The sequence below is a fragment of the Vibrio sp. 1069 genome (genome assembly GCF_033340555.1).
Map to the genome: position 1 here is coordinate 655,075 of NZ_JAWOWP010000001.1, position 24,309 is coordinate 679,383.

Annotated in this window: 24 protein-coding genes and 1 pseudogene; 9 read left to right on the plus strand and 16 right to left on the minus strand. The window is 42.8% G+C overall.

Annotation, left to right across the window (positions count from 1 at the left end; genetic code table 11):
* The first annotated feature begins 238 nt into the window (after nt 1–238).
* Nucleotides 239–1,459, plus strand: coding sequence for an ammonium transporter (locus tag R7040_RS02860; RefSeq protein ID WP_017634904.1), 1,221 nt, complete (start codon nt 239–241; stop codon nt 1,457–1,459).
* 32 nt (nt 1,460–1,491) lie between these two features.
* On the opposite strand, the gene R7040_RS02865 is transcribed toward R7040_RS02860, so the two are convergent.
* Nucleotides 1,492–1,665 carry a hypothetical protein gene (locus tag R7040_RS02865; RefSeq protein ID WP_005377524.1) on the minus strand — a complete coding sequence of 58 codons (174 nt, stop codon included), beginning with the start codon at nt 1,663–1,665 and terminating at the stop codon, nt 1,492–1,494.
* A 118-nt stretch (nt 1,666–1,783) separates the two neighbouring features.
* Between R7040_RS02865 and cobB the strand changes: the two genes are divergently transcribed.
* Nucleotides 1,784–2,515: a Sir2 family NAD+-dependent deacetylase gene (gene cobB, locus R7040_RS02870; RefSeq protein WP_005377522.1), complete on the plus strand. Its 732-nt coding sequence runs from the start codon at nt 1,784–1,786 to the stop codon at nt 2,513–2,515.
* Nucleotides 2,516–2,603: 88 nt separating this feature from the next.
* Here the strand turns inward: cobB and R7040_RS02875 are convergent, their stop codons facing one another.
* The 5 genes from R7040_RS02875 to potA all read right to left on the minus strand — a co-directional run bounded on the left by R7040_RS02875 (nt 2,604) and on the right by potA (nt 7,751).
* Nucleotides 2,604–3,641, minus strand: coding sequence for an extracellular solute-binding protein (locus tag R7040_RS02875; RefSeq protein WP_025766646.1), 1,038 nt, complete (start codon nt 3,639–3,641; stop codon nt 2,604–2,606).
* 249 nt (nt 3,642–3,890) lie between these two features.
* Entirely contained in the window at nt 3,891–4,922 is a 1,032-nt protein-coding gene (locus R7040_RS02880; RefSeq protein ID WP_161444099.1) for an extracellular solute-binding protein, read from the minus strand.
* A 102-nt stretch (nt 4,923–5,024) separates the two neighbouring features.
* Nucleotides 5,025–5,795, minus strand: coding sequence for a spermidine/putrescine ABC transporter permease PotC (potC, locus tag R7040_RS02885; RefSeq protein ID WP_005389180.1), 771 nt, complete (start codon nt 5,793–5,795; stop codon nt 5,025–5,027).
* The gene (gene potB, locus R7040_RS02890) at nt 5,795–6,655 is read right to left on the minus strand and encodes a spermidine/putrescine ABC transporter permease PotB (protein WP_005377512.1); all 861 of its coding nucleotides are present in this window, start codon (nt 6,653–6,655) and stop codon (nt 5,795–5,797) included. Before potB ends, potC begins: the two co-directional genes overlap by 1 nt.
* Nucleotides 6,636–7,751, minus strand: a complete 1,116-nt coding sequence (gene potA / locus R7040_RS02895) for a spermidine/putrescine ABC transporter ATP-binding protein PotA (protein WP_017634901.1) — start codon at nt 7,749–7,751, stop codon at nt 6,636–6,638. Before potA ends, potB begins: the two co-directional genes overlap by 20 nt.
* Nucleotides 7,752–8,151: 400 nt before the next feature.
* Here potA and R7040_RS02900 point away from each other — a divergent pair, with 400 nt between their 5' ends.
* From R7040_RS02900 to ttcA, 4 genes and pseudogenes are all read left to right on the plus strand, one after another.
* Nucleotides 8,152–8,949, plus strand: a complete 798-nt coding sequence (locus R7040_RS02900) for a hypothetical protein (RefSeq protein WP_005377508.1) — start codon at nt 8,152–8,154, stop codon at nt 8,947–8,949.
* Nucleotides 8,942–9,777 (plus strand): annotated as a pseudogene (locus R7040_RS02905) (glucosaminidase domain-containing protein). The gene R7040_RS02900 and the pseudogene R7040_RS02905 overlap by 8 nt, the downstream one beginning before the upstream one ends.
* A 13-nt stretch (nt 9,778–9,790) precedes the next feature.
* On the plus strand, nt 9,791–10,453 hold the full coding sequence (locus R7040_RS02910) for a DUF2987 domain-containing protein (RefSeq protein WP_149191782.1): 663 nt from the start codon (nt 9,791–9,793) through the stop codon (nt 10,451–10,453).
* A gap of 199 nt (nt 10,454–10,652) precedes the next feature.
* The gene (gene ttcA, locus R7040_RS02915) at nt 10,653–11,546 is read left to right on the plus strand and encodes a tRNA 2-thiocytidine(32) synthetase TtcA (protein ID WP_005377502.1); all 894 of its coding nucleotides are present in this window, start codon (nt 10,653–10,655) and stop codon (nt 11,544–11,546) included.
* Between the two features lie 140 nt (nt 11,547–11,686).
* Here the strand turns inward: ttcA and uspE are convergent, their stop codons facing one another.
* The 10 genes from uspE to ccoN all read right to left on the minus strand — a co-directional run bounded on the left by uspE (nt 11,687) and on the right by ccoN (nt 20,689).
* The gene (gene uspE, locus R7040_RS02920) at nt 11,687–12,634 is read right to left on the minus strand and encodes a universal stress protein UspE (RefSeq protein ID WP_005377500.1); all 948 of its coding nucleotides are present in this window, start codon (nt 12,632–12,634) and stop codon (nt 11,687–11,689) included.
* A 180-nt stretch (nt 12,635–12,814) separates the two neighbouring features.
* Nucleotides 12,815–13,561, minus strand: coding sequence for an FNR family transcription factor (locus tag R7040_RS02925; RefSeq protein ID WP_005377497.1), 747 nt, complete (start codon nt 13,559–13,561; stop codon nt 12,815–12,817).
* A gap of 90 nt (nt 13,562–13,651) precedes the next feature.
* Nucleotides 13,652–14,332: a sulfite exporter TauE/SafE family protein gene (locus R7040_RS02930; RefSeq protein WP_053350755.1), complete on the minus strand. Its 681-nt coding sequence runs from the start codon at nt 14,330–14,332 to the stop codon at nt 13,652–13,654.
* An 8-nt stretch (nt 14,333–14,340) separates the two neighbouring features.
* Nucleotides 14,341–14,505 (minus strand): cbb3-type cytochrome oxidase assembly protein CcoS, encoded by a 165-nt coding sequence (ccoS, locus tag R7040_RS02935; protein WP_005377493.1) that lies wholly within the window; start codon nt 14,503–14,505, stop codon nt 14,341–14,343.
* Nucleotides 14,506–14,520: 15 nt separating this feature from the next.
* Nucleotides 14,521–16,884 (minus strand): heavy metal translocating P-type ATPase, encoded by a 2,364-nt coding sequence (locus tag R7040_RS02940; protein WP_104979190.1) that lies wholly within the window; start codon nt 16,882–16,884, stop codon nt 14,521–14,523.
* Between the two features lie 4 nt (nt 16,885–16,888).
* The gene (locus R7040_RS02945) at nt 16,889–17,365 is read right to left on the minus strand and encodes a FixH family protein (RefSeq protein ID WP_005377489.1); all 477 of its coding nucleotides are present in this window, start codon (nt 17,363–17,365) and stop codon (nt 16,889–16,891) included.
* Nucleotides 17,366–17,471: 106 nt separating this feature from the next.
* The gene (gene ccoP, locus R7040_RS02950; protein WP_005377487.1) at nt 17,472–18,446 is read right to left on the minus strand and encodes a cytochrome-c oxidase, cbb3-type subunit III; all 975 of its coding nucleotides are present in this window, start codon (nt 18,444–18,446) and stop codon (nt 17,472–17,474) included.
* Nucleotides 18,446–18,619, minus strand: coding sequence for a cbb3-type cytochrome oxidase subunit 3 (locus R7040_RS02955; RefSeq protein WP_005377485.1), 174 nt, complete (start codon nt 18,617–18,619; stop codon nt 18,446–18,448). Before R7040_RS02955 ends, ccoP begins: the two co-directional genes overlap by 1 nt.
* A 9-nt stretch (nt 18,620–18,628) precedes the next feature.
* Nucleotides 18,629–19,249, minus strand: coding sequence for a cytochrome-c oxidase, cbb3-type subunit II (ccoO, locus tag R7040_RS02960; RefSeq protein WP_005377475.1), 621 nt, complete (start codon nt 19,247–19,249; stop codon nt 18,629–18,631).
* Between the two features lie 12 nt (nt 19,250–19,261).
* Nucleotides 19,262–20,689, minus strand: a complete 1,428-nt coding sequence (gene ccoN, locus R7040_RS02965) for a cytochrome-c oxidase, cbb3-type subunit I (RefSeq protein WP_005396488.1) — start codon at nt 20,687–20,689, stop codon at nt 19,262–19,264.
* A 257-nt stretch (nt 20,690–20,946) separates the two neighbouring features.
* Between ccoN and R7040_RS02970 the strand changes: the two genes are divergently transcribed.
* From R7040_RS02970 to R7040_RS02980, 3 genes are all read left to right on the plus strand, one after another.
* Nucleotides 20,947–21,303: a hypothetical protein gene (locus R7040_RS02970; protein WP_064353935.1), complete on the plus strand. Its 357-nt coding sequence runs from the start codon at nt 20,947–20,949 to the stop codon at nt 21,301–21,303.
* A 113-nt stretch (nt 21,304–21,416) separates the two neighbouring features.
* Nucleotides 21,417–22,598 (plus strand): FIST signal transduction protein, encoded by a 1,182-nt coding sequence (locus R7040_RS02975; RefSeq protein WP_025766636.1) that lies wholly within the window; start codon nt 21,417–21,419, stop codon nt 22,596–22,598.
* On the plus strand, nt 22,588–24,309 hold the full coding sequence (locus tag R7040_RS02980) for an ATP-binding protein (protein WP_025766635.1): 1,722 nt from the start codon (nt 22,588–22,590) through the stop codon (nt 24,307–24,309). The genes R7040_RS02975 and R7040_RS02980 overlap by 11 nt, the downstream gene beginning before the upstream one ends.

Below are 24,309 nucleotides of genomic sequence, written 5' to 3' on the forward strand. Positions count from 1 at the left end.
GTTGGTGCACTAAAACCATATTGGTGCATTTATTAGCATGTTAAACACCATTTCAAGAATACGTAATTTTATTAAAGTTCATACAAAACAATAAATTAAAGCGTAAGTGTTAGAAATATAAATTATGGAATGAGAATTGCTCTGTTAGACGCTCTATAAATTAAGTTCACCAAATTGGTGATGAGCCTAACTTTGATGCACAGGATAAGTGCGCTACAGATCAACGGAGACAATCATAATGAGTGTAACTGCCAATCAGGTACACGGCGCTGTACAAACTCTCACGCAAAGTTCCGACACACTTTTCTTACTACTTGGCGCAATCATGGTTTTTTTGATGCATGCTGGTTTTGCTTTTCTTGAAGTAGGAACCGTGCGCCAAAAGAACCAAGTTAATGCTTTAGTTAAAATCTTGGCCGATTTCGGTATATCCGCCATCGCGTATTTTTTCATTGGATACTGGGTCGCTTATGGCGGCACCTTCTTCGCTGATGCTGAGACATTATCTCAAGGCAATGGTTACGAGTTAGTGAAGTTCTTTTTCTTGCTGACCTTCGCTGCAGCGATTCCCGCTATTGTTTCAGGTGGTATCGCAGAACGAGCTCGTTTTTATCCGATTTTAATCGCAACATTTTTCACTGTCGGTATTGTATACCCACTATTTGAGGGAATGATCTGGAACGGAAACTTTGGTGTTCAAGCTTGGTTTGAAAATACCTTTGGTTATGGCTTCCACGATTTTGCAGGTTCAGTCGTTGTGCATGGTGTTGGCGGCTGGATAGCGCTTGTTGCCGTCGTGTTTTTGGGCATGAGAAAAGGCAGAGTTCGAGCAGGAAAGCACACCAACTTTGCACCTTCGAATATTCCGTTTTTGGCTTTGGGAGCTTGGGTCTTATGTGTGGGGTGGTTTGGCTTCAACGTCATGTCAGCTCAAACTGTGTCAGGCATAAGTGGCTTGGTGGCTATGAACTCATTGATGGCAATGGTCGGAGGCATTGTCGCGTCATTGTTGGCTGGTAAGAATGACCCTGGCTTTATTCATAACGGCCCACTGGCTGGCTTGGTTGCTGTATGTGCGGGCTCAGACTTAATGCATCCTATCGGTGCTTTAGTGACAGGTGCGATTGCTGGCGTGCTATTTGTTTATCTTTTTACCCACCTACAAAACAAAACCAAGATTGATGATGTGCTGGGTGTCTGGCCTTTACACGGTGTATGTGGCGCTTGGGGTGGTATTGCCGCTGGGATTTTTGGTCAAAGCGCATTGGGTGGGCTAGGTGGCGTGAGCATTATCGTTCAGCTTCTAGGAACGCTTTTGGGCCTTTCCATCGCAGCGCTTGGTGCACTTGTAGTCTACGGTGCGATTAATACCAGTATGGGACTGAGGCTTTCAGAAGAAGACGAATTCAATGGCGCTGACCTAGCCATTCATAAAATATCTTCGACCAACGAGGATTGAGGCCAATATGGGAGCGGCATAAAGCCGCTCTTTTAGCAATTGTCTTTCTTGGCTTGGCCCGGAGGACAGAAATTACCATTACCTCGATGGTCATCATCATTGGTGCTGACTCTTACCTTTACATCATCGACTTCGCCTTCAACATTGGTAAGTTGACAGCCTGCCAAAGTCAGAAGCAATGTAAACGTTAGAGATACTTGTCTCATTGCTGTTCCTCTTAAATTGTAATTCTAATAGTGACCATTACGACTATGGTCTAATCCATATTACTACTGTTGCTATTCTTTCAGTGTTAAGCTAATGAAAAAACAGCAAGGATGAGTTATGAATTTCCCTTATAGAAATATTGTAGTACTTACTGGTGCAGGTATCTCGGCCGAATCTGGTATTCAAACATTTCGTGCGCAAGATGGCCTATGGGAGAATCACCGTATCGAAGATGTAGCAACGCCTGAAGGGTTTGCTCGCGATCCGGACCTTGTTCAAGACTTTTACAACCAACGCCGCAAGAAACTTCAAGATAATGCGATAAAGCCTAATGCAGCGCATGAAGCATTAGGTCGTTTAGAGGCTGAGTTAGAAGGTAAAGTGACGGTCATCACTCAAAATATAGACAACCTTCACGAAAGAGGCGGCAGTCAGAATGTGATTCACATGCATGGTGAGTTGCTCAAGGCGCGCTGTAGTGAATCTAACCAAGTAGTAGAGCACAATGAGGACATTAAGACAGGCGAACTTTGTCACTGTTGTCAGATCCCTTCACAAATGCGACCACATATTGTTTGGTTTGGTGAAATGCCACTGCGAATGGGTGATATCTACGCGTCATTAGAAGAAGCAGATTTGTTTATTTCTATTGGGACTTCTGGCGTTGTGTATCCCGCAGCAGGTTTTGTTCATGATGCAAAAATGCACGGCGCACATACCATTGAAATTAACCTAGAACCTAGTGCGGTAGAAAGTGAATTTGAGGAAAAACGCTACGGAAAAGCAAGCGTTGAGGTTCCAAAATTAGTTGACGAGATACTGGCTCTAGAAGGAAAAGAAAGAGCGTAATAACTTCAACAGGAAGAGTGTTTGTCTTGTCATTAAGAACAAAAAAGCGGCTCATGAGCCGCTTTTTCATATCTTTAAAACTAACGAATTAGTTGTTCACTTTTAGCTTTTGGAAGTACTCATCGTACATTACGCTCGCTTCGCCAACTTCATCTTGCCAAGTACCGCTGTCCATCACTTCTTGTGGTGGGAAGATGCTTGGATCATTAGCAAATTCTTTCGGTAGCAGATCGTGTGCCGTTTTAACTGGCGTAGGATAACCAATCTCTAGTGCAATCTTAGCTGCGTTCTCAGGACGTAGTAGGAAATCGATCATCTTATGAGCTGCGTCAACGTTCTTCGCACCAGCTGGAATTGCTAGGCTGTCCATCCAGAAGATAGTGCCTTTTTCTGGCCAGATGATGTCGATGTTCGCACCTTCTTGACGAGCCATGTATGCAGAACCGTTCCAAAGCATGCCTAGTGAAACTTCACCCGCAAGGTAAGGGTTTGCAGGAAAGTCTGAGTTAAATACTAATACGTTTGGCATTAGCTTTTTCAGTTCTTCGTAAGCGGCTTTGATTTCTTCTGGGTTAGTCGTGTTTGGTGAGTAACCAAGCTTAGTCAATGCAATGTGGAATACTTCGCGAGAATCATCCATCAGCATTAGTTGACCTTCCCACTTACTATCCCAAAAATCATCCCACTTAGTAACCGATGATTTGTCTAGCATGTCAGCATTGATACCAATACCGGTCGCACCCCAAATGTATGGGATAGAGTAGTTGTTGTTCGGATCGAACGGTTTGTTTAGGAAGTTAGTATCAAGATCGGCAAAATGAGATAATTTCTCTTTGTCGATCTGTTGTAGCATGCCTTCTTTACGCATTTTAGAGACGAAATAGGTAGACGGTACTACCAAGTCGTAACCAGAACCTTGAGTTTTTAGTTTTGCGTACATACTCTCGTTAGATTCGTATGTAGAGTAAATAACTTTGATTCCGGTTTCTTTTGTAAAGTCTTCAAGAACTTCGTTTGGAATGTATTCCGACCAGTTGTAGAAATACAGTTCTTGATCAGCAGCCATTGCAGGGGTAGCGATGAGCGTCGCTGCACATAGAGCGCTTGCGTAGAATTTACTTTTCATTTGTTTTCCGTTTTGTTTCGCGATTGGACAAGTCAATACTAGCTGGAGTTATCGAGTTGAGCCAAATCGCAGTAAGCACAAATATGTTCATTTAGCTTGAATATCGTTGTCTCCTTGTTATGAGACGATAAATCTATGATACCAAGACAAATAAAACTAGCAACGCGCGATTATATCAGCCTAAGACAAAAATAGGCAGCGTATTGCTGCCTATTTTCCTATGGTTGATGACTTGTTACACAAGCTAGATTATTGTCCCGCTTTCAGCTTGAGGAAATAATCTTCGTACTTAACGGTTAGATCACCAACCGCATCTTGCCATTCAACACGGTCAAGGTCTTCTTGAGAAGGGAACAGTGGGGCAACGTCTTTAAACTTAGCATTCGATTCCTCCACCGCCGTTAGGTACCCAGTATCACGAGAGATTTGCTCTGCGATTTCTGGGCGCAGTAGGAAGTCGATCATCTTGTGAGCGGCTTCTACGTTCTTCGCACCGGAAGAGATAGCGAAGTTATCAACCCAGCCGATACCACCTTCTTTAGGAAAAACGAGTTTAAGGTTCAGGCCTTCATTTTGTGCGGCTGCAGCGCTACCGTTCCAAAGCATACCAACGCCCACTTCACCAGACATGTAAGGTGCGCCAGGGTTGTCAGAGTTAAAAACTAAAACGTTAGGCATCAACTTTTGTAGCTCAGCGTACGCTTCATCGATTTGCTTAGGGTCTTTTGAGTTACCTGAGTAGCCAAGTTTACGTAGAGCGATATGGAATACTTCACGAGTGTCGTCCATCAACATTACTTGACCTTCAAGCTCAGGCTTCCATAGGTCAGCCCAGCTTTGGAAGTCTTTTGGGTCGTACATGTCTGCGTTAACCGCTAGGCCTGTAATCGCAACAACGTGTGGAATAGAGTAGTCGTTATTTGGATCGTAAGGCTTGTCTAGGTAGTTTTTATCTAGGTTGCCGAAGTTTTTCAGCTTAGTCTTATCGATCTTTTGTAGCATGCCTTCGTCACGCATCTTCGCCACGAAGTACGTTGAAGGTACTACTAGGTCATAACCTTGGTTATGAGTTTTTAGCTTTGCATACAAAGTTTCGTTCGACTCGTAAGTCGAGTAGATCACTTTGATGCCAGTTTCTTTAGTAAATTGCTCTAGGATATTACTGTTGATGTAAGGACCCCAGTTCATAAATACTAGTTCTTTATCATCCGCTGTCGCTGTACCAGAGAACAGAGAAAGCGCACATGCACTACCAGCTAATAGAGTAGCCCATTTTTTCATTGACGTTAGCTCCAAACCAAACGTTGTCCAATTTTGGACGATAGATAGAAAAACAGAATGGCATGTAACCATTCTGTTTCGTGATGTTAACAGGTGCGGATTCTACTTCACTTTTTCTCTTGCTAGCAACTGAGAAATTACTACCAAGACCAAAGAAACAATCAACATCACCGTTGCTAGGGCGTTAACTTCCGGTGAAATGCCCACCTTAACCATTGAGTAAATCTTCAATGGCAAGATTTCGTATGTTGGACCCGTTACAAACGAGCTGATGATCACATCGTCCAAAGACAGGGTAAAGCTCAATAACCAACCTGCGGCAACCGCTGGTTTAGCGAGAGGAAGGATGATCTGTTTCAAGATAACCCACTCGCTTGCACCAAGGTCTTTTGCTGCTTCCAACATTTTCACATCAAAGCCATTTAAGCGGCTGTATACAGTTACCACAACGAATGGTAGACAAAAGGTGATGTGAGCAATCAATAGTGTAAAGAAGCCAAGCTGTGCGCCTAATACTAGGAACAGAGCAAGTAATGAAATCGCCATTACAATATCGGGAGACATCATCACGACAAACAGCATGCCGTTTACCGCACCTTTACCTTTGAACGAGTAACGGAATAGGGCAACGGCCGTTAAGCTACCAATGATGGTTGCTGCTGTCGCTGAGAATACCGCTACGTTCAATGAATGCCATGCAGCTTGCATTAGGCTGTCGTTATTTACTAAGGTTTCGTACCATTTCGTGGTGAAACCACCCCATTTCATACCAAATTTGTTGGCATTAAATGAGTTAACAATTAAGACGATGATTGGCAGATACAAAAATGCATACACCAGCGCCATAAAGCTAAATCTAACTGTGCGTCCCATTAGTCTAGCTCCACTTTCTTATTCAATAGTTTGCCTGCTCTGTAGTAAGCGTAAAGCATCACAGCCATTGCGAAGGTGAGGGCGATACTGGTCGCAGCACCAAATGGCCAGTCACGAGCGTTCAATACTTGGCTCTTAATAACGTTACCAATCAGTAGGTTCTTCGCACCACCAAGAAGGTCAGAGATGTAGAACATACCTAGTGCTGGTAGCAGAACCAACAAACAACCACCGATAATGCCAGGCATTGTCAGAGGTAGAATCACTTTCGTAATGGTTTGGAACTTGTTCGCACCAAGATCTTTCGCCGCCTCGATATAAGTGTTGTCCAACTTCTCGATTGCCGAGTAAAGCGGCAGAATCATAAATGGAAGCAGGATGTACACAAGACCAATCATTACTGCTGTTTCGGTGTACATAATACGTAATGGCTTATCGATGATTTCCATCGCCATTAATGATTTGTTCAAAATACCTTGTGTACCCAGAACAATCTTCAGGCCGTAAGTACGGATAAGAGAGTTTGTCCAAAAAGGTACGATAACTAAGAACAACATGAATGGGCGCCATTTCTCTGGCATTTTCGCTATGATGTAAGCAAATGGGTAACCAATTACTAAACACAACAACGTCGCCACGATCGCCATGTAGAACGAGTGCATCAGCACTTTCGCATACAAGGGGTCGAGTAGACGTAAGTAGTTGTCGAAAGTAAATGTCATTTCGATTAAGTTTGCTTCATCACGCGTTAAGAAACTCGTACCGATAATCATCACATTTGGTACCAACACGAAAAGTGTTAACCAACCGACGATTAAGGTAATGATCGCGTTTTGAAGATTAATCTTCTTGCTTATCATTGAGGACTACCTCCCAGCTCTCAACCCAAGTGATAGCGACTTTCTGGCCAAGTGAGTGGTCCACATCAGGATCATCTTCGTTAAAGAATTCGCTAACCATTACACGCATGCCCGAATCCAATTGGATAACTGAATCAAGCGTCATACCTTTATAGGTACGCTCTGTTACGTGACCTACGATGCCTTTTTCTTCAGACTCTTTGATCTCTTCGATACGTAAGTCTTCTGGGCGAAGTAGTACTTGCAGTTTTTCACCTGCTTGCGCTTCCTGATCGTAGTAAACAACAGATTCGACACCTTCGATTTCTGCACGGATACGTTTCTCGTCGATACGCTCTAGCATGGTTGCGTTGAATACGTTGATCTCACCGATAAAGCGAGCAACAAATAGGTTCTTCGGCTCTTCGTAAATCTCACGTGGAGAACCATCCTGCTCGATAACACCATCGCGCATTACAATAATGCGGTCAGACATCGATAGGGCTTCTTCCTGATCGTGCGTAACGAAGATAAAGGTAATACCAAGTTGACGCTGAAGCTGTTTAAGCTCGATTTGCATTTGCTTACGCAGTTTGTAATCAAGTGCCGATAGAGATTCATCTAGCAGCAGTACTTTTGGTTTGTTAACAACCGCACGCGCAATGGCGATACGTTGTTGCTGACCACCAGAAAGCTGATGAGGCTTACGCTGTGCCATTTTTTCTAGGCGCACCATGCGTAGCGCTTCCATTACTCGTGGTTCAATGTCCGCAGTAGGCGTTTTCTGCATACGAAGGCCAAAAGCGACATTCTCATATACGGTCATGTGTGGAAACAATGCGTAACTTTGAAATACCGTGTTGACGTGCCTTTGCTCTGCAGGAACCTGTGTTACATCCTGGTCATCCAAAATAATTTGACCGTTATCTGCCGTTTCAAAACCTGCAATCATGCGTAAAACTGTTGTCTTACCACAACCAGAAGGCCCGAGAATCGTCAGAAATTCACCATGATTAACATCCAGATTTAAATTACCGATGATTTCCTTACCATCGAAACTTTTACTAATACCAGATAAACGAATAACTGGCTTTCCTGCTTGCGGTTTTGCGTTCAACGTCTGTATTTCCCCCACGTTCAAGCCGGGATTATCCCAGCTGATGTGACACTAACCATTCACTTTTGAGGCGCGCATCATAATCACCAAAAGTGTGAAATTAAAGCATTTTCTTATCTTGAAACAGAAATAATTTTGCAGGAAAAAGCCATCATTCCTTACCATACTGTTTTTATGAGATTAATTGGCATCTAGACACAGTTTGATAGCACTAAACTTTGTTCAACAATTGTTTCAATTTCATGACCTTGAAAGTGGTCAATTATCAACCATACAGTTGAGATTGCAAGGATTGTAGGTGAGTTGTGATGTTAGATGTGGAAAGATTTCTTTATAATGACGATTACATTAATTGACTGGAATTCCAGTCAAAATTTTACAAGTTAGTCTTGGATAAACTATGAACGACGATTTTGAGAAAGATTTCAATCTTGGGGGGAGTGTAGAGCGAGCTTTGTCTGGCAACTACGAGCTTAAAGCTGGCGCGGTTTTTAACGAAGCTTGGCGAGCAACCATCCAGCACTTTTTATCATTTTCTCCTGCCATTATTGTATTGCTTTTTGTCCAGTTAGGTATTTTCTATATTGCATTAAAACTGCAGTTGGGCGATTTGACCGTTATTCTTGATGCGTTTGAGAACCCAGAGTCGTTCACAAACGATATTGTGTCTTCTATTTATGTCGCGAATTTCAGTTATGAGGTGATTAGCGCCCCAATTTATGCGGGGATAAGTTTGATGGCTATGAGTCATGTCGCTGGCTTAAAGACTAAGTTGCGCCATGTTGGAAAGGGGTTGCAGTTCACCATTCCTGTTATCCTAGCAACGCTCATGAGCTTAATGCTACAAGGTGTGGTTGGTATGATTTTTCCTTTACTGTCGCTGTATCTTTCCTTGGCATTTAGTCACTCTATCTTGTTGATTTGTGAGAAAAGGGTGCCACCAATGCAAGCGTTGTTGTTATCACTTCGCGCAATCAACAAGAAGATTTTTGTGGTCGCGGGGCTTTACTTAGGCGTGATGTTAATGTTTATTATTGCAGCAATGTTCTACGGTATTGGCTTGATTTTTGTGCTGCCATTCTTCTTCCATTTGAAAGGCATACTCTACCGCGAAATGTTTGGAATTAAGCTTAAGATCGTTACAACACAGAAAAACGATAATGATCACGATGGTAACTCACAGGTGTTTGATGCCTAATTCTTTGAAATCAATAAGTTTACGAGTGGCGGCAACCTGTATAGCCGCCACTTTCATTTCTATAGGCCCATATTTACACTACGAGAAACAGTTTAAATATGTGGAAAATCCTGACGTACTCTCTGGCAAGATTAAGCATGTCGATTTATCACACTTGCCATACATCGGTGATATCCCAGACTTCAATTCAATAAAAGATACGAAAGAGAAAAAAGCTGCTTTTTTGATTTTTTAAGGCCTAAAATTGCTCTTGAGAATCAACGAATTCGTCATGAGCGGGCCTTTCTTACCTCTTTAAAGGTGGGGCAAGTTACGCAAGAACAACAAGAGTATGCTCAGCGGTTATCATCTCTGTATTCGTTGCCCTTGAGTAACAATAAGGTCGAGCAAGCGTGGGTGGATGAGATGCTTGTGAGAGTGAACGTCTTACCAGAAGCGTTGGTTCTAACTCAAGCGGCAAATGAATCTGCGTGGGGCACTTCTCGTTTTGCTACTCAAGCAAACAACTTGTTCGGCCAATGGTGTTATAAAAAGGGCTGTGGAATTGTTCCAGCGCAACGTGGCGCTAACAAAGTTCATGAAGTTGAAAAATTCGATTCTGTACAACAGTCTGTTCATGGCTACTTTATGAATGTTAATCGAAACCCAGCGTATGCAGACCTGCGTGAAATCAGAACATCTCTGGCTGAAAAGAACAAGGGCTTGTTAACGGTCGCAACCGCGTCAGAGTTAACGCATGGGTTGCTAGCCTATTCTGAACGTGGCATCGCCTATGTACACGATCTTCGCGCTATGATTCGTCATAACAACGCCTACTGGACGCAATAAAATAACGGATAAAATGAAAAAGTTAAGCCTAAGTCTGTTGGGAAGTGCGGCGCTAATTCTTGCATCGCCGATAACCCAAGCTCAAGAGTACATGTTCACGTACTCAAAGTTATACACTCAACTAAAAAACAACAATAAAGAAGGGCATGACGATGTGAAAGTTGGTGTCTTTTTTGTGGACGCAAAAACTAAACAAATTTGTACGATAGAAAAAGCTTGGATGGAAAAAGAAGAGCACTATGAAGAGTTTGTTATCCCTGCTTCACAAGAGTTGCCTTTACCTGTTGATAAAAACTTAAAGTCAGCGAATCCGTTGGTTTTTGTCGATACCCCAAAAGATACACGTTGCGATTATTCACTTGTCGTGATGACCAAAGAACCATTACAGGGTAACGTTTCTTACGACCAACTTAAGCCTCTTCTACCTCAAATGCAGACGATGCTGGAAGATTTAGGCGGTATGTTTGCGGGTTGGTTTACACCGGAGGTTCAAGGTGTGACGATGGAGTTTGCAAATCAACTGAATGATAAAGTGATTTTCTCAAACGGAACCGAAAAGCCAATTGTCAATGGCAAGATACAAGTCGCACTAAGTGAAATAGGGCAAGGTGGCACAATGACACTACCAGAACCGACGATGCGAGTGTTACCTTATCTACCTAACGCAAAGAAATGAACACTGAACGTTTAGAAAGGGCTGCAATCGCAGCTCTTTTTTCATTTGTGACCGTAACTAAAGTATCTTTCACACTCTTTTCTTAAAGACTCAATAAGACAAGCATTTAATCCTGCGTAAAAAGCTCGTATAATCCACGCCCCAAAGAAACCCATGTTAGGAAGTCCTAGTCGATTTATCGGCGATGTGAGAGCCCGCAATGAACCAAATAGATACAAGAAAAGAAACCCTAGAATTCAACAAGCTTCAGAAACGCCTAAGAAGACATGTTGGAAATGCCATTACTGATTACAACATGATCGAAGAAGGCGATGTTGTAATGGCATGTATTAGCGGTGGTAAAGATTCATTCGCGATGCTTGATATCCTGCTGAATCTTCAAAAAGCCGCACCGATCAAATTTGAAGTGGTTGCGGTAAACCTAGACCAAAAACAACCGGGCTTCCCTGAGCACATTCTGCCAGAGTATTTCGAAACACTGAATATCCCTTACTATATCGTCGATAAGGACACGTATTCCGTCGTAAAAGAGAAGGTACCAGAAGGCAAAACCACTTGTGGTCTGTGTTCACGCCTGCGACGTGGTACGCTGTATTCATTTGCAGAGAAGATTGGTGCAACTAAGCTTGCGCTAGGTCATCACATGGATGACATCGTCGAAACAATGTTCTTGAATATGTTCCACGGCTCTCGCCTTAAAGCGATGCCACCAAAGCTACGCTCTGATGATGGCCGTAACGTGGTCATTCGTCCATTGACTTACTGTCGTGAAAAAGATTTGATCAAATACGCTGAGCACAAGGATTTCCCAATAATTCCGTGTAACCTTTGTGGCTCTCAAGAGAACCTTCAGCGTCAATCTATAAAAGCAATGTTGATTGAATGGGATAAGAAGACGCCAGGGCGTGTGGAAGCAATTTTTAAATCAATTCAAAACGTAAGCCCAAGCCAACTAGCAGACCGCGAATTGTTCGACTTTGTTAACTTACCGCTAGATCGTGAAGGTAACCGCGAAGAGTATGAATTTAATGAGGCTGTCGTTTCTTCGACGAATATTGATGAATCGATGTTCATCGATGTTACGAACATCTAACTCGTAAAAAAGGAGGTCAATTAGACCTCCTTTTTTGTACCCAACGCTTTAACTGTTCCCAAACAAAAATCCCCCTGTATTGGGGGGATTTATTAGCGCTTATTTGAAAGCGCTCAATACATAGCAATACTAAAGAGAGATTAGGTTGCTGTATTTGGGTCGAGAGGGCTAATGTAGCCTTTTGGTTTTAGAGCCAACACGTCGCAATTTATTTTATCAATTACGTGCTCCGCTGTATTACCAATAAAGACAGCAGAAAGCCCTGTTCGCCCTGTGGTACCTAAAATAACCATTGCTGCGTTCAAGCGCTCTGCAGCTGCCGGAATGACATCTTCAGGTAAACCTTGCTCAACTATCGTTTGTTCTTCATCAAGACCATGTTTTTGGCGTAGTGCTTTCATAGCCGTTAAATGATGACCTCGCACTGCATCGGTATAAGTCGTTGGGTCAAATTCAGGAAGTTCAATCGTAATGTTCGCCGGTGTAACGGGGTAGGCGTTAACAAGATATGGCTTGGCCTCAAGCCGCGTGGTGATTTCTTTTAATCGCTCGACCATCGTATCGTTGAGATCAATATGAGTCGGGTTTTCTGAGCCCACATGTACTGAGGCAAGGATACTTGCTTGTTCCGGCCAAGCAGCATTCTTAATAAGAAGCACTGGAATAGGGCATTTTCGCAACAAGTGCCAATCTGTCGGTGTGAAAATGACAGACTCTAAAACATCATGCTTACGTGTGCCTTTGATGACTAGGTCATGATTGCCTGCATAGACTTCAGCAATAATCGCCTCATAAGGACGGTTGTGCCAGACAACACAAACATCAAAGTCGAAGCCATCGTTTAGGTATGGTTGAGCAATTTTACGCATCCACTGCTCACGCTGATGAATGACACCTCGACGCATAGCATCTCTTTCATCCACTGATAGCATTGACGTCATGTCATACGAGAAATCGTAAATGGATAAAAAGAAAGTGATTCGGCTTCTAGATACACTTTTCTGAGCTAATTGAACAGCTCTTGCAAGTGCGGGCTGCTCATCATTATTGATGTCAGCTACAACAAGGATCTTACTGTATATACTCATAACTAAGCCCACTTCTATTGCAAAACCAGATACTGAATGTAAATTAAATCAGTATTTTGGAGTACTCACCGTACATTTTTACTGTAGCTTAGTTTGGAGAACTTTTTGAGGACTTTCGAAAGGAATTTATGAGAAATATGATGTAGCTCATTTTCGAGCTACATCAATAATTAGGGTGTATTATTCTTTAGTTACACCAGCAAGTTCCATCAATGCATCGTGGTCTAAGATAGTGATATATTTACCTTTTACGCTTAGGATCTCAGATTTCTGGAAACGACCTAACAAACGACTAATCGTTTCGACTGTAAGACCAAGGTAGTTGCCAATATCACCACGAGTCATAGTTAAACGAAACTCTCTAGGGCTGAAGCCACGCTGAGAAAAACGCGTTGATAGGTTGTAAAGGAAAGCAGCTAGTCGCTCTTCTGCATTCTTTTTAGAAAGAAGCAAAATCATTTCCTGATCACCTTTAATTTCGTTACTCATCAAACGCATGATTTGCTGGCGAAGCTTAGGCATCTTACCCGATAGATCGTCTAAAATTTCGTATGGGATTTCACATACCATCGACGTTTCGAGTGCTTGAGCAAAGCTAGGGTGGGAGTCACCAGTGATAGCATCGAAACCGACTAAGTCTCCAGCTAAGTGAAACGCTGTGATTTGCTCATCACCTTGCTCTGTGATCGTATAGCTCTTGATGGTACCAGAGCGGATAGCGTATAGCGATTTTAGCTCATCACCGGCCTTAAAAAGCTCTTGTCCTTTTTGAATAGGCTTCTTACGTTCGATGATTTGGTCAAGCTGGTCAAGTTCTGCCTCATTTAGAGTGAACGGGATACACAGTTGACTAATGCTACAATCTTGGCAATGAATGGCGCAACCGCCTGATTGGATACGCTTTGTTGCAGGTTTTTCAGAAATCATAACAACCTTTCACTATTTGATATACATCAATATTTTAGCATCGCTTAATCCTAAAGGGTAGCAAAAATGTCACCTCAATAGAGTTTAACGTTATCTGAAACCGAGTAACGCTAAGGCTCCTACAGCGGTATACGTACCATAGCCAATAAGGATTAATGCTGAAATGTTTCTAAATATTAATGATTTTTGTAATTTCTGAAAATGATTGGCACCGTATCCAATAATAAGCATCGCAGGTAGCGTTCCGAGCCCAAACGCAAGCATAATTAGGCCGCCGTTCATCGCACTACCAGAAACCGCCGACCAAGTAAGCGCTGAATAAACTAAACCACATGGTAACCAACCCCAAATAAAGCCAAATGGCAACGCGTGAAGAGGATGCTTTAATGGCAACAAACTCTTCCCTGCCGGCGAGATAAAGCGCCAGAGATACTGCCCTAGCTTTTCTATTAAAAGTAAGCCTTGCCACCATTTAGCAATATACAGCGCGACCAGAATCATGAATAACGCAGCAATCAGCCTTAACCAAGCAAGAGAATGCGTTAACCCACTAAGCTCAGATAAACCTGATATAGCACCACCCACTAATGCTCCTATTAAGGTATAACTGATCAATCGTCCGAGGTTGTAGAAGAGGGGGATAAGAGGGGTGGTTTTATTTTTAGCAGAAGAGCCCATGGTAAGCAGAGACGCGATACCACCACACATACCCATACAATGACCGGCTCCTACTAAGCCGATCATCAACGCACCGATAAAATCAGGAGTCATAAAGGTCGCTACTTTTTATCACTATTAGATTGGTCTTCTTCGTCGAGAAGAATGTTGTGCCCTTGCCGTTCAAGATCTTCAAACTGATCGCTTCTTACCGCCCAAAGAAAAACGGCGACAGCAACACAAACGAGAACGATAGCGATGGGAATCAATATATAAAGACTTTCCATGTTTGCTTTCTCTACTTATTTCTCTTTGAGCAGGCGCAAAGAGTTAGATACAACGATAATTGAGCTTGCAGACATGCCAACTACTGCAATGTAGGGAGCCACTAAACCTGCGACCGCCAAAGGCAAAATTAACAGGTTGTAACCCAAAGACCAAGCCAAGTTTTCTCGAATAATCTTTCTTGTACGCAGTGCAAGCAAACGTGCCTCTAGTAGCTTTTCGAGATTATCCCCAAGTAACGTCATATCTGCAGAAGCTTTAGCGACATCTGTACCACCGCCCATTGCGACAGAAAGGTGAGCTCCGGCGAGAGTCGGCGCGTCATTGATTCCATCACCAACCATCATAGTGATACTGTTTTCGTCCAAGCTCTTAAGGTATGCAAGCTTATCTTCTGGCTTTGCTGACGCGACGATGTGATCGATACCAATTTCATTCGCCACTGGTTGGGCGTTTGAGAGAGAATCACCAGTTAGCAGGGTTGTCTTAATTCCAGCGTCAGCAAAACGTTGAATAAAGGCTTTGCTTTCTTTTCGGATAGGGTCGCGGTAGTAAAAGCTAGCGACATGCTTGCCATCAACCGACAGATAGACCGCCTGGCTTTCACCACTTTCTTTGCCTTGAACAAAAGCCGCACTGCCTATCTTAACGATTTTGCCATTCCATATCCCTTCAATCCCTGACCCAATCACGTTTTGCACATCAGACACGATAAAGTCATCATTGGTGAAAGTTGCAAAAGAACGAGCGATAGGGTGGTTTGCATGAGCCTCTAAAGCTGCAGCTATTGATAGACAATCTTTCTGTGGGAGATCACTAAGTACCTTTGTTTCACAGATCTCAATATCACCTTTCGTTAGAGTGCCTGTTTTATCTACAACTAAGTGGTTGATCTTACATAATGTCTCAAACACATGGCCTTTACGAAGTAAAATGCCAAAATTACCCATTCTAGAGGTAGCACAAGTGAGTGCGGTCGGTGTGGCCAGAGATAGCGCACATGGACACGTAGCGACTAACACAGACAGCATGATCCAAAACGCATCATCTGGTTTTGTTTGATGCCAGTAAAACCAAGTACCAGCAGAGATGATAAGAATCACACCAACAAAGTAACGGGCGACAATGTCTGCAATTTCCGCAATTTTAGGTTTGGAGTGTTGAGCTTCATCTTGTAAACGCACGATGTTAGAAATCATTGAATCGGCCTTTGAGCTTACTACCTCTAGTTCAAATGATTCGTCTCCGTTTAGCGTTCCCGCATAAACAATATCGCCTTCTCGTTTCACAACGTGCACTGACTCACCCGTTAGCATGGATTCATCAATATGAATACGGCCTGAAATAACTTTACCGTCAGCGGGGATATGTTCACCAGGTAGAACGCGAATACGATCGCCAACTTTTAGCGTCTTCACGGGTATCTGATCACCGTCCAGCGTTGTAGCAATTGCAGGAATCAACTTAAGAAGGTTACCACTCGCTGCAGCAGCTTTGCGACGAGCGCGCATCTCTAAGAATCGACCTACTAACAAAAAGAAGGTAAACATCGAGATAGATTCAAAGAAGACTTCGCCTTGTTCAGTTACTGTTGCAACTAAACTTGCAACATAGGCAAAGATCAACGCGATAGAAACCGGGACATCCATACCAAGGGTTCGGCCTTTGATACTGCGCCATGCGTTTAAGTAAAATGGAAGAGCGGAATAAAGCAAAACAGGAGTAGCAAAAATCAAACTTACCCAACGAAAGTAACTTTTAAACTCTGGCTCTAAATCACCAAAGACTTCGAGATACAGTGCAACGGCGAGCATCATGACCTGCATGGTTGCTAAACCTGCAATACCTAGCCGATATAGATATTGCTTCATCATTCGATGGTAAGAGGCTTCTTGCTTATCTGCTTCAAAAGGTGCAGCTTTGTAACCAAGTTTATGAATAACGGAAAGGAGCTCGCTTAACCGTACCTGAGTTTTATCCCAGGCTAGTAACGCTCGATTGGTGGTTGTATTAACACGGATAGATACCAACCCGGCCGTATTAGAAACTTGCTTTTCGATTAACCACGCACAAGCAGCACATGAAACGCCTTCTAAAGAAAGGGTTACTTCAGAAACATTTTCGCGATTTCGTACGAATTCAGATTGTACATCCGCATTGTCATAATGAATTAAAGCTTGGAGTTGCTCTGGTACTAGATCTGCCTTTTCTGCAGGCGCAGTGCGGTATTGGTAGTATGAGACAAGACCACTATCGACAATAGTCTGCGCCACAGTTTCGCAGCCCGGACAACACATGTCGCGAATTTCACCCAATATTTCTACTTTGAAATCCGTGTTGGCTGGTACATCTTCACCGCAGTGATAACAGGATTTACACATATGCTTACTTCATTAACGGTGTTGAAGAGGCAGGAAACTCAACTTTACCTTGGATCATCCATTGCTTGTCGTGTGGTTGTAGTTCAACAAACCATGGTCCTTGAATAGATTCCTCAGCCTTTAGTCGGTAATTACCAGATGCATCCGCTGTTACAAGCTTTGTGAAGTCACGATCAGGAAGAGTACGATGAGTGAAAGTGGCCGTTAGAGCAGGGTAATGAGGTAGCTTCCCTTTAGCGAAAACAATCACAACATTGTTATTTTCAGAGGAAATCTCAGCGTTAAGACCTAGGTCACGAGCGACATTCATTTTACTAATGTCGATATTAATGCCTTTGCCTTTTTTATAGTAATCCTCGGCGACTAAAGAAACAGAGTTGTTCGAGAAAACGACCACAGTAATCACAGTCCAAACTACGACAGTAAGAGGAAGGATGATTAGGAACCACGGCCAAAATTGTTTATACCAAGGCTTTACCATAAAAAAGTTCTCAACAGCTAAATGAAAAAAATGTAAGGCGTTAAATTTAAAGGAAAGACAGCCCCTATGAAAGGGGCTGTTATTGCTATGTTACGTAATATCTCAGTTACTTACTCTCTGAGTTACTTAAACTCCAGACATATGAGGCAACGAGCTGAACTTTATCTTCACCCAAAATGTCTTTCCACGCAGGCATTACGCCTGAGCGTCCGTTCATTACGGTTTCTGTTACAGCTGCACGAGAGTCACCAAATAACCAGTCTTGGTCTGTAAGGTCAGGCGCACCGACTGCAGGGTTACCCTTACCATCGGTACCATGACAAGCAGCACACACTACGAAGCGTGCTTTACCTGCCGCGGCTTCACGAGCATTTACTTTACGACCAGATAAACTAAGTGTGTAACTTACAACTTCTTGAACACCTTGCTCACCAAGGGCATCTTTCCATGCTGGCATTTGACCAATACGGCCGTGCATGATGGTTGTAACGATCGCTGCTGGCTCGCCACCATATAGCCATGCATCATCAGTCAGGTTAGGGAAGCCTTTCTGACCACGTGCATCAGAGCCATGGCATTGAGAACAGTTTTGCAAAAACAAACGCTGACCAACTTTTAATGCTTCAGGATCTTGCGCAATTTCAGGAATTGGGCGTAGACCACTGTCATTGTGCGCAAGTTTACGGAATGCTTCGCCGAAGTAAGCGTCGGCATCATCCAGTTCTTTTGCATATTGGTTTAGTTGCTTGTTCTCTTGTGCTGCAGCGATGGCTTCTTTTGACTCTTCTAGTGAGCGAACGGTTTGAGCCGAACTCTGCCAGTTTAAAAAGCCCTTGAAGCTACCTAGACCTGGGAATAGGGCAAGGTAAACTGCTGCGAACACAAATGTGCTTACAAACAGGTAAGTCCACCACTTTGGTAGAGGGTTGTTTAGCTCGCGAATACCATCGTACTCGTGGCCCATGTCTTCCCCTTCCTCGACGCCCATTTTATCTTTAGCGCACCAAGTCAGGAGAATCGCACAGCCTACTAGCGTACCGACAGTAATCACGATAATCCAGAGACTCCAGAATGTAGTCATTACTTCTTCACTCCTTGGTTATTAGGGGTCTTTTGTTCTTCGTCAGCAAACACCAAGTTGGCATCTTCTTCAAAGCGTGCTTTACGCTTTTTACTAAATGCCCACCATACGATGCCAATAAAACTAGCGAAGAGTACAACGGTATAAATACTATGAATTGTACCGAAATCCATATGATCCCCTTACTTCATTGCATGACCAAGAGACTGAAGGTAAGCGATGATTGCATCCATCTCTGTTTTACCTTCTACTTCTTTAGCCGAATTCGCGATCTCTTCATCAGTGTATGGAACGCCGAACTGATCACGAAATAGCTCAAGTTTCTTCTGAGTTAGCTTACCGTCTAAAACGTTTTCAGCTAGCCACGGGAAACCTGGCATGTTTGACTCAGGTACAAGCTCACGAGGATCTAACAGGTGAACACGGTGCCATTCGTCAGAATAACGACCACCAACACGAGCTAAATCCGGGCCTGTACGCTTAGAGCCCCAAAGGAATGGGTGTTCCCAAACACTCTCACCAGCAACAGAGTAGTGACCGTAACGTTCAGTCTCTGAGCGGAAAGGACGAACCATCTGGCTGTGACAGACGTTACAACCTTCACGGATGTAGATATCACGGCCTTCCATCTCCAAAGGAGTGTAAGCGCGCAGATTTTCTACAGGTTCAGTCGTTTGCTTTTGGAAAATCAGAGGAGTGATCTCTACAAGAGCACCCCAACTGATAGCAAACACGATAAAAATAGCCAACAAACCGACATTACGTTCTAAGATTTCATGGCGATTATTAGAATTATTACTCATTCTTAAATCTCCTTATGCCGGATGTGGGATAGCTTTTAGGCTTTCTTTAGGTGCACTTACCGTTTTGTACGTGTTGTATGCCATTAGGAACATACCAGATAGGAAGATAAATCCGCCAAGGAAACGTACAAAGTAGAACGGATAAGACGCTTCTACAGATTCAACAAAACTGTAAGTTAGCGTACCGTCAGAGTTAACCGCGCGCCACATAAGACCTTGCATTACACCAGAGATCCACATCGCAACGATGTAAAGAACGGTACCGATTGTTGCTAGCCAGAAATGCACATTAACTAGACCAACAGAGTACATACGCTCTTGGCCAAATAGGCGAGGTACCAAGTGATATACAGAGCCGATAGAAACCATCGCAACCCAACCTAACGCACCAGAGTGAACGTGACCAATGGTCCAGTCTGTGTAGTGAGAAAGTGCGTTAACCGTCTTAATCGACATCATCGGGCCTTCAAAGGTAGACATACCGTAGAACGACAGTGAAACGATTAGGAAACGTAGGATAGGGTCATAACGAAGCTTATGCCATGCACCAGATAACGTCATAATACCGTTGATCATACCACCCCAAGAAGGAGCAAATAGAACCAGCGACATAACCATACCTAGAGACTGAGTCCAGTCTGGTAGCGCTGTATAATGAAGGTGGTGAGGGCCTGCCCAAATATATAGAGAAATAAGTGCCCAGAAGTGAACGATAGATAGACGGTAAGAATAAACAGGACGTTCAGCTTGTTTAGGAACGAAGTAGTACATCATACCTAGGAAACCAGCGGTCAGTAGGAAACCTACCGCATTGTGTCCATACCACCACTGAACCATCGCATCTACTGCGCCCGAGTAAATCGAGTAAGATTTACCAAGTGACACAGGAATAGCCATGCTGTTCACGATGTGAAGTACTGCTACTGTGATAATAAAGGCACCGAAGAACCAGTTTGCCACATAAATATGTGACGTGTTTCGCTTCACTAGTGTGCCGAAGAACACCACCGCATATGATACCCATACTAGCGCAATTGCGATATCAATAGGCCATTCTAGCTCAGCATACTCTTTACCCGATGTTAAACCGAGAGGCAAAGTAATGGCTGCTGCCAGGATGATTGCTTGCCAACCCCAAAAGGTGAAGGCAACGAGTGGGCCACCAAAAAGACGTGTTTGACATGTGCGCTGTACAACATAATAAGACGTTGCGAACAGAGCACTGGTACCAAACGCAAAAATTACCGCATTAGTATGCAGTGGACGTAAGCGACTGTACGTCAACCACGGCGTATCAAAGTTTAGCTGTGGCCAAACTAATTGAGCGGCAATCAAAACACCAACAGCCATACCAACTATGCCCCATAAAATGGTCACAAGGGTAAATTGGCGAACGACTGTATAGTTGTAGTTTTGTTCAAGCTGCTTTACTTGGCTCATTTGCATGCTTCCAATTTCTAATTAACTACACTTTTACTTCCAACACGACTTGCGTCGTAACACCACCCAAGTAAACTCTAGAATTCAAGTGTTATCATCACCTTATTTCCATTGCTGACTTTAATAAAAAGTGGCATTTTCAGCGTGACACTATACTTGAATTAACAATTCAATGACAGGGTAGTAACCTTACTGGACCTCTGGAAATCATTTTTTATTTAAAAAGTTTGAAGTTTGTAACAAGGATATTAGTAATTATGCCTGCACAAAAGTTAACAAAGGCGCGACTTGCACAAATCTTAATCATGCTCAGTGTTTTAATAGGCGCATTTTTCTGGCGTACCTTTACACACGAGAGTATTAATAGCGTTGACTGTTCACAAAAAGAACGATGCGATGTAACAATTGAAGGAGAAATAATCACGATTAATCGTGACTCAATGGGAATTTCGCTCGAAACGACAGAAAGTAGCACTCTAAAAATTGATCTAAATCAATCTGGTAATTTTATCAATCTCAACGAGAAGCATAAGTCAGTAGAATGGGACATCATGCCTGAATCGAAAAAAATCACCTTTAAAAAAGGTGAAAACATTGTTGTAGTTCAATTATAAATACGATCTATCACGAGATAATCGTAACTTATTAATGAAATTAACACCTTCTTACCTAGAGAAAATTGGTTGGAATGGTATAACAGCAGAGTGATATCCAATTATAAAATCGTATGCATTGCCAATCAGTTTTTACTCATATTAAAGATGAAGACTCAGCGATAAAAACGCTCAGGTCCGAATTGACACAACAGAGCTTGTCTTACGTGATGTGTTACTACACGGAAGAATACAATTTTGAGTTGATTCGAGAAGCGTTTCTTGCGCATTTTCCTGGTGTGCCTTTTCATGGCGCCAGTTCATGTCAAGCCGTAATGACAGATCAGGGCTTTCATACAGGCCCAGTAATTGCGGCACTTGCTGTTTATGATACAGGTCCTCATGCTTATGGTACTGGTATTTCTAATCACAACTCAGGTGACAGCGTCACCAAGGCTTTGGATATGGCCCTTGAGAACGCAAACCGTGTAGGAGAGGTACCAAACTTAATTCTACTTCATGCTACACCAGGGCAAGAGGAATCAATCATTGCGTCTATAGATGAAAGATTTGGAACTCTAATTCCAATTATTGGTGGTTCGGCCGCTGATAATAACATCGCTGGGAAATGGTCTGTGATAACCGCCCAAGGCTCTCAAACTTCAGGTTTAAGCTTAACTCTCTTTTACTCCTCTCAACCTGTTGATATCGCTTTTAGCGCTGGGCATACACCAACTAATATCAAAGGTGTTGCAACCAAGACCAACGATAGATGCTTACTTGAAATTGATAATGAACCTGCGCTCAATGTTTATAGAAGGTGGACAAATCACCAGGATAACCAAGTAGGTAAAGATAATATGCTGTTTACAAACTCGAGTGCTTATCCATTAGGGCGGATCGCAGGTCATCTCTATGATCGCCCATATTACAAGTTATCCCATCCGATCCGTGAGACGCCAGATGGTGGAATCGAGTTGTTTACACGAATAGAAGAGGGTGACGAGCTCACATTAATGAAAGGAAGTCGTGAGCATCTCGTTGCGCGCGCTGCAAAAGTCGTCAATGCCGCTTTTAACCAAAAATTAGAAGAGTCTCGAAAAATTGGAGTGATAAATATCTTTTGCGCAGGTCCCATGTTGCACTTAATGCAAGACATGAATAGCGTTTGTGAACAAATTAACCAAGAACTAGAACATTTGCCTTTTATTTGCCCTTTTACTTTCGGCGAGCAAGGTAGATTTATTGGTGGTGAGAATGGACATGGAAACCTGATGATTTCATCGGCTATATTCCATAAACCTTATGAAAGATAAATACTTAGACATATATCAACAGGAAGCGCTTCAAGAAGCGTTAGTTGAGCTAAAGCAGGCTAGACAAAGAGAACGACTACTCGCTGATGAAAACAAGGCCATTCTTTCCGCGATATCTGCGATGAGTGAGGCAAAGAATCGGCATGAGATATTTACGGGATTAAACAATGTCCTCAAAAAGTACATCAACTTCGATGATTTTATTGTACTGACTCGCGATGGTGAGCGATATCCCTTCAGGACATTGATATCAACTAATAGCGTATTTGACAATGTATCCTGGTTACACGGTAACACCTATCAAAGAGCTCTCAATGGTGAATGCATTCTACTGTTCGAGCCAGATAAACTCGCTGAGTTTGTTAACTTAAACAGCTTTATAAAAAGCCATGTAAACTCGGTCGTTTTAACTGGTATACGTTCAGAAGTAACGCAAACCGTAATCCTACTTATTGGAGCTCAGAAAGGGCACTTTAGCATAGAGAATAAGGAAACCTTGAGGCGGTTTCGTCCCTTAATTGAAAGGGCGGTCATTGATATCGAGACCAAAGAGAAGTTACAACGTATCGTTGAGGTAAGAACAACTCAGCTCGCTAAAGCAAGAGAAGAAGCAGAGCTTGCGAACCGCTCTAAGTCGGAGTTCTTAGCGATGATGAGCCATGAAATAAGAACCCCTTTAAATTCCGTTCTTGGAATGCTAGATATACTGAAGCAATCAACCTTGTCAGAAGAACAAATTGATGCGTTGAGCCAAATGGAGTGCTCTGCAGAGTTACTTCTCGCGATAATCAGTGACATTCTTGATCTCTCTAAAATCGAGTCTGGTCGCTTTCAGCTCAATGAACAATGGATTAATTTAAGAGACACTGTCACTTTTGTTATTTCTCAGCAAAAACAAATAGCTAAGAAGAAAAATCTCCAATTTAAACTCAACTGTACTGTCACTAATGACAAACAATTTTGGATTGACTCCACGCGGTTATCTCAAATCCTGTTTAATCTAATAGGGAATGCAATAAAGTTTACAGACGAAGGTGAAGTAAAAGTTTCTGTATCTGAGCAAGATGCTGAACTTGTGATCTCAATATCTGACACTGGAATTGGTATATCTAAAGCAAAGCAAGAGCACTTGTTTACGGCATTTCATCAAGGAGACCGTTCCATCACGAGACGCTTTGGTGGTACAGGACTGGGACTCGCAATAACCAAGCATTTAGTTGAAATGATGCGTGGCAAGATTGCCGTTAAAAGTGATGAGCATGTTGGTTCAACCTTTACGATTTCGATTCCAGTTTTGACTCGTTGTAATCAAAATCGTCCAGTTAGAATCGAAACCAATCAACCGACAAAAGCAATGGAACTTCTCGTCGTAGAAGATACCGAGTCGAATCAGTTCGTAATAAAGCTTATCTTAAATAAGCTTGGCCATAATGTTCATATCGCAAGCCATGGAGCAGAGGCATTAACATTTTTAGAAGAGAATGAGGATTTAATCGATTTGATTCTCATGGATGTCTCGATGCCAGTGATGGATGGAATTACCGCAACAAGACTTATTCGAGATAAAGGTCTCAGGACCCCAATTATAGCGTTAACTGCACATGCGCTAGAAAGCGATAGAGATAAATGCCTGGATGCCGGTATGGACGGATTCATTTCCAAGCCAGTTAGAAGACAAGATATCTTTGAAGCTATACAGTCATTTCAATAA

Bases quoted from the DNA above. Each gene is read 5' to 3' on its own strand.
- R7040_RS02860 (WP_017634904.1), top strand. From the start codon at position 239: ATGAGTGTAACTGCCAATCAGGTACACGGCGCTGTACAAACTCTCACG.
- R7040_RS02865 (WP_005377524.1), bottom strand. From the start codon at position 1,665: ATGAGACAAGTATCTCTAACGTTTACATTGCTTCTGACTTTGGCAGGC.
- cobB (WP_005377522.1), top strand. From the start codon at position 1,784: ATGAATTTCCCTTATAGAAATATTGTAGTACTTACTGGTGCAGGTATC.
- R7040_RS02875 (WP_025766646.1), bottom strand. From the start codon at position 3,641: ATGAAAAGTAAATTCTACGCAAGCGCTCTATGTGCAGCGACGCTCATC.
- R7040_RS02880 (WP_161444099.1), bottom strand. From the start codon at position 4,922: ATGAAAAAATGGGCTACTCTATTAGCTGGTAGTGCATGTGCGCTTTCT.
- potC (WP_005389180.1), bottom strand. From the start codon at position 5,795: ATGGGACGCACAGTTAGATTTAGCTTTATGGCGCTGGTGTATGCATTT.
- potB (WP_005377512.1), bottom strand. From the start codon at position 6,655: ATGATAAGCAAGAAGATTAATCTTCAAAACGCGATCATTACCTTAATC.
- R7040_RS02900 (WP_005377508.1), top strand. From the start codon at position 8,152: ATGAACGACGATTTTGAGAAAGATTTCAATCTTGGGGGGAGTGTAGAG.
- R7040_RS02910 (WP_149191782.1), top strand. From the start codon at position 9,791: ATGAAAAAGTTAAGCCTAAGTCTGTTGGGAAGTGCGGCGCTAATTCTT.
- ttcA (WP_005377502.1), top strand. From the start codon at position 10,653: ATGAACCAAATAGATACAAGAAAAGAAACCCTAGAATTCAACAAGCTT.
- uspE (WP_005377500.1), bottom strand. From the start codon at position 12,634: ATGAGTATATACAGTAAGATCCTTGTTGTAGCTGACATCAATAATGAT.
- R7040_RS02925 (WP_005377497.1), bottom strand. From the start codon at position 13,561: ATGATTTCTGAAAAACCTGCAACAAAGCGTATCCAATCAGGCGGTTGC.
- R7040_RS02930 (WP_053350755.1), bottom strand. From the start codon at position 14,332: ATGACTCCTGATTTTATCGGTGCGTTGATGATCGGCTTAGTAGGAGCC.
- ccoS (WP_005377493.1), bottom strand. From the start codon at position 14,505: ATGGAAAGTCTTTATATATTGATTCCCATCGCTATCGTTCTCGTTTGT.
- R7040_RS02940 (WP_104979190.1), bottom strand. From the start codon at position 16,884: ATGTGTAAATCCTGTTATCACTGCGGTGAAGATGTACCAGCCAACACG.
- R7040_RS02945 (WP_005377489.1), bottom strand. From the start codon at position 17,365: ATGGTAAAGCCTTGGTATAAACAATTTTGGCCGTGGTTCCTAATCATC.
- ccoP (WP_005377487.1), bottom strand. From the start codon at position 18,446: ATGACTACATTCTGGAGTCTCTGGATTATCGTGATTACTGTCGGTACG.
- R7040_RS02955 (WP_005377485.1), bottom strand. From the start codon at position 18,619: ATGGATTTCGGTACAATTCATAGTATTTATACCGTTGTACTCTTCGCT.
- ccoO (WP_005377475.1), bottom strand. From the start codon at position 19,249: ATGAGTAATAATTCTAATAATCGCCATGAAATCTTAGAACGTAATGTC.
- ccoN (WP_005396488.1), bottom strand. From the start codon at position 20,689: ATGAGCCAAGTAAAGCAGCTTGAACAAAACTACAACTATACAGTCGTT.
- R7040_RS02970 (WP_064353935.1), top strand. From the start codon at position 20,947: ATGCCTGCACAAAAGTTAACAAAGGCGCGACTTGCACAAATCTTAATC.
- R7040_RS02975 (WP_025766636.1), top strand. From the start codon at position 21,417: ATGCATTGCCAATCAGTTTTTACTCATATTAAAGATGAAGACTCAGCG.
- R7040_RS02980 (WP_025766635.1), top strand. From the start codon at position 22,588: ATGAAAGATAAATACTTAGACATATATCAACAGGAAGCGCTTCAAGAA.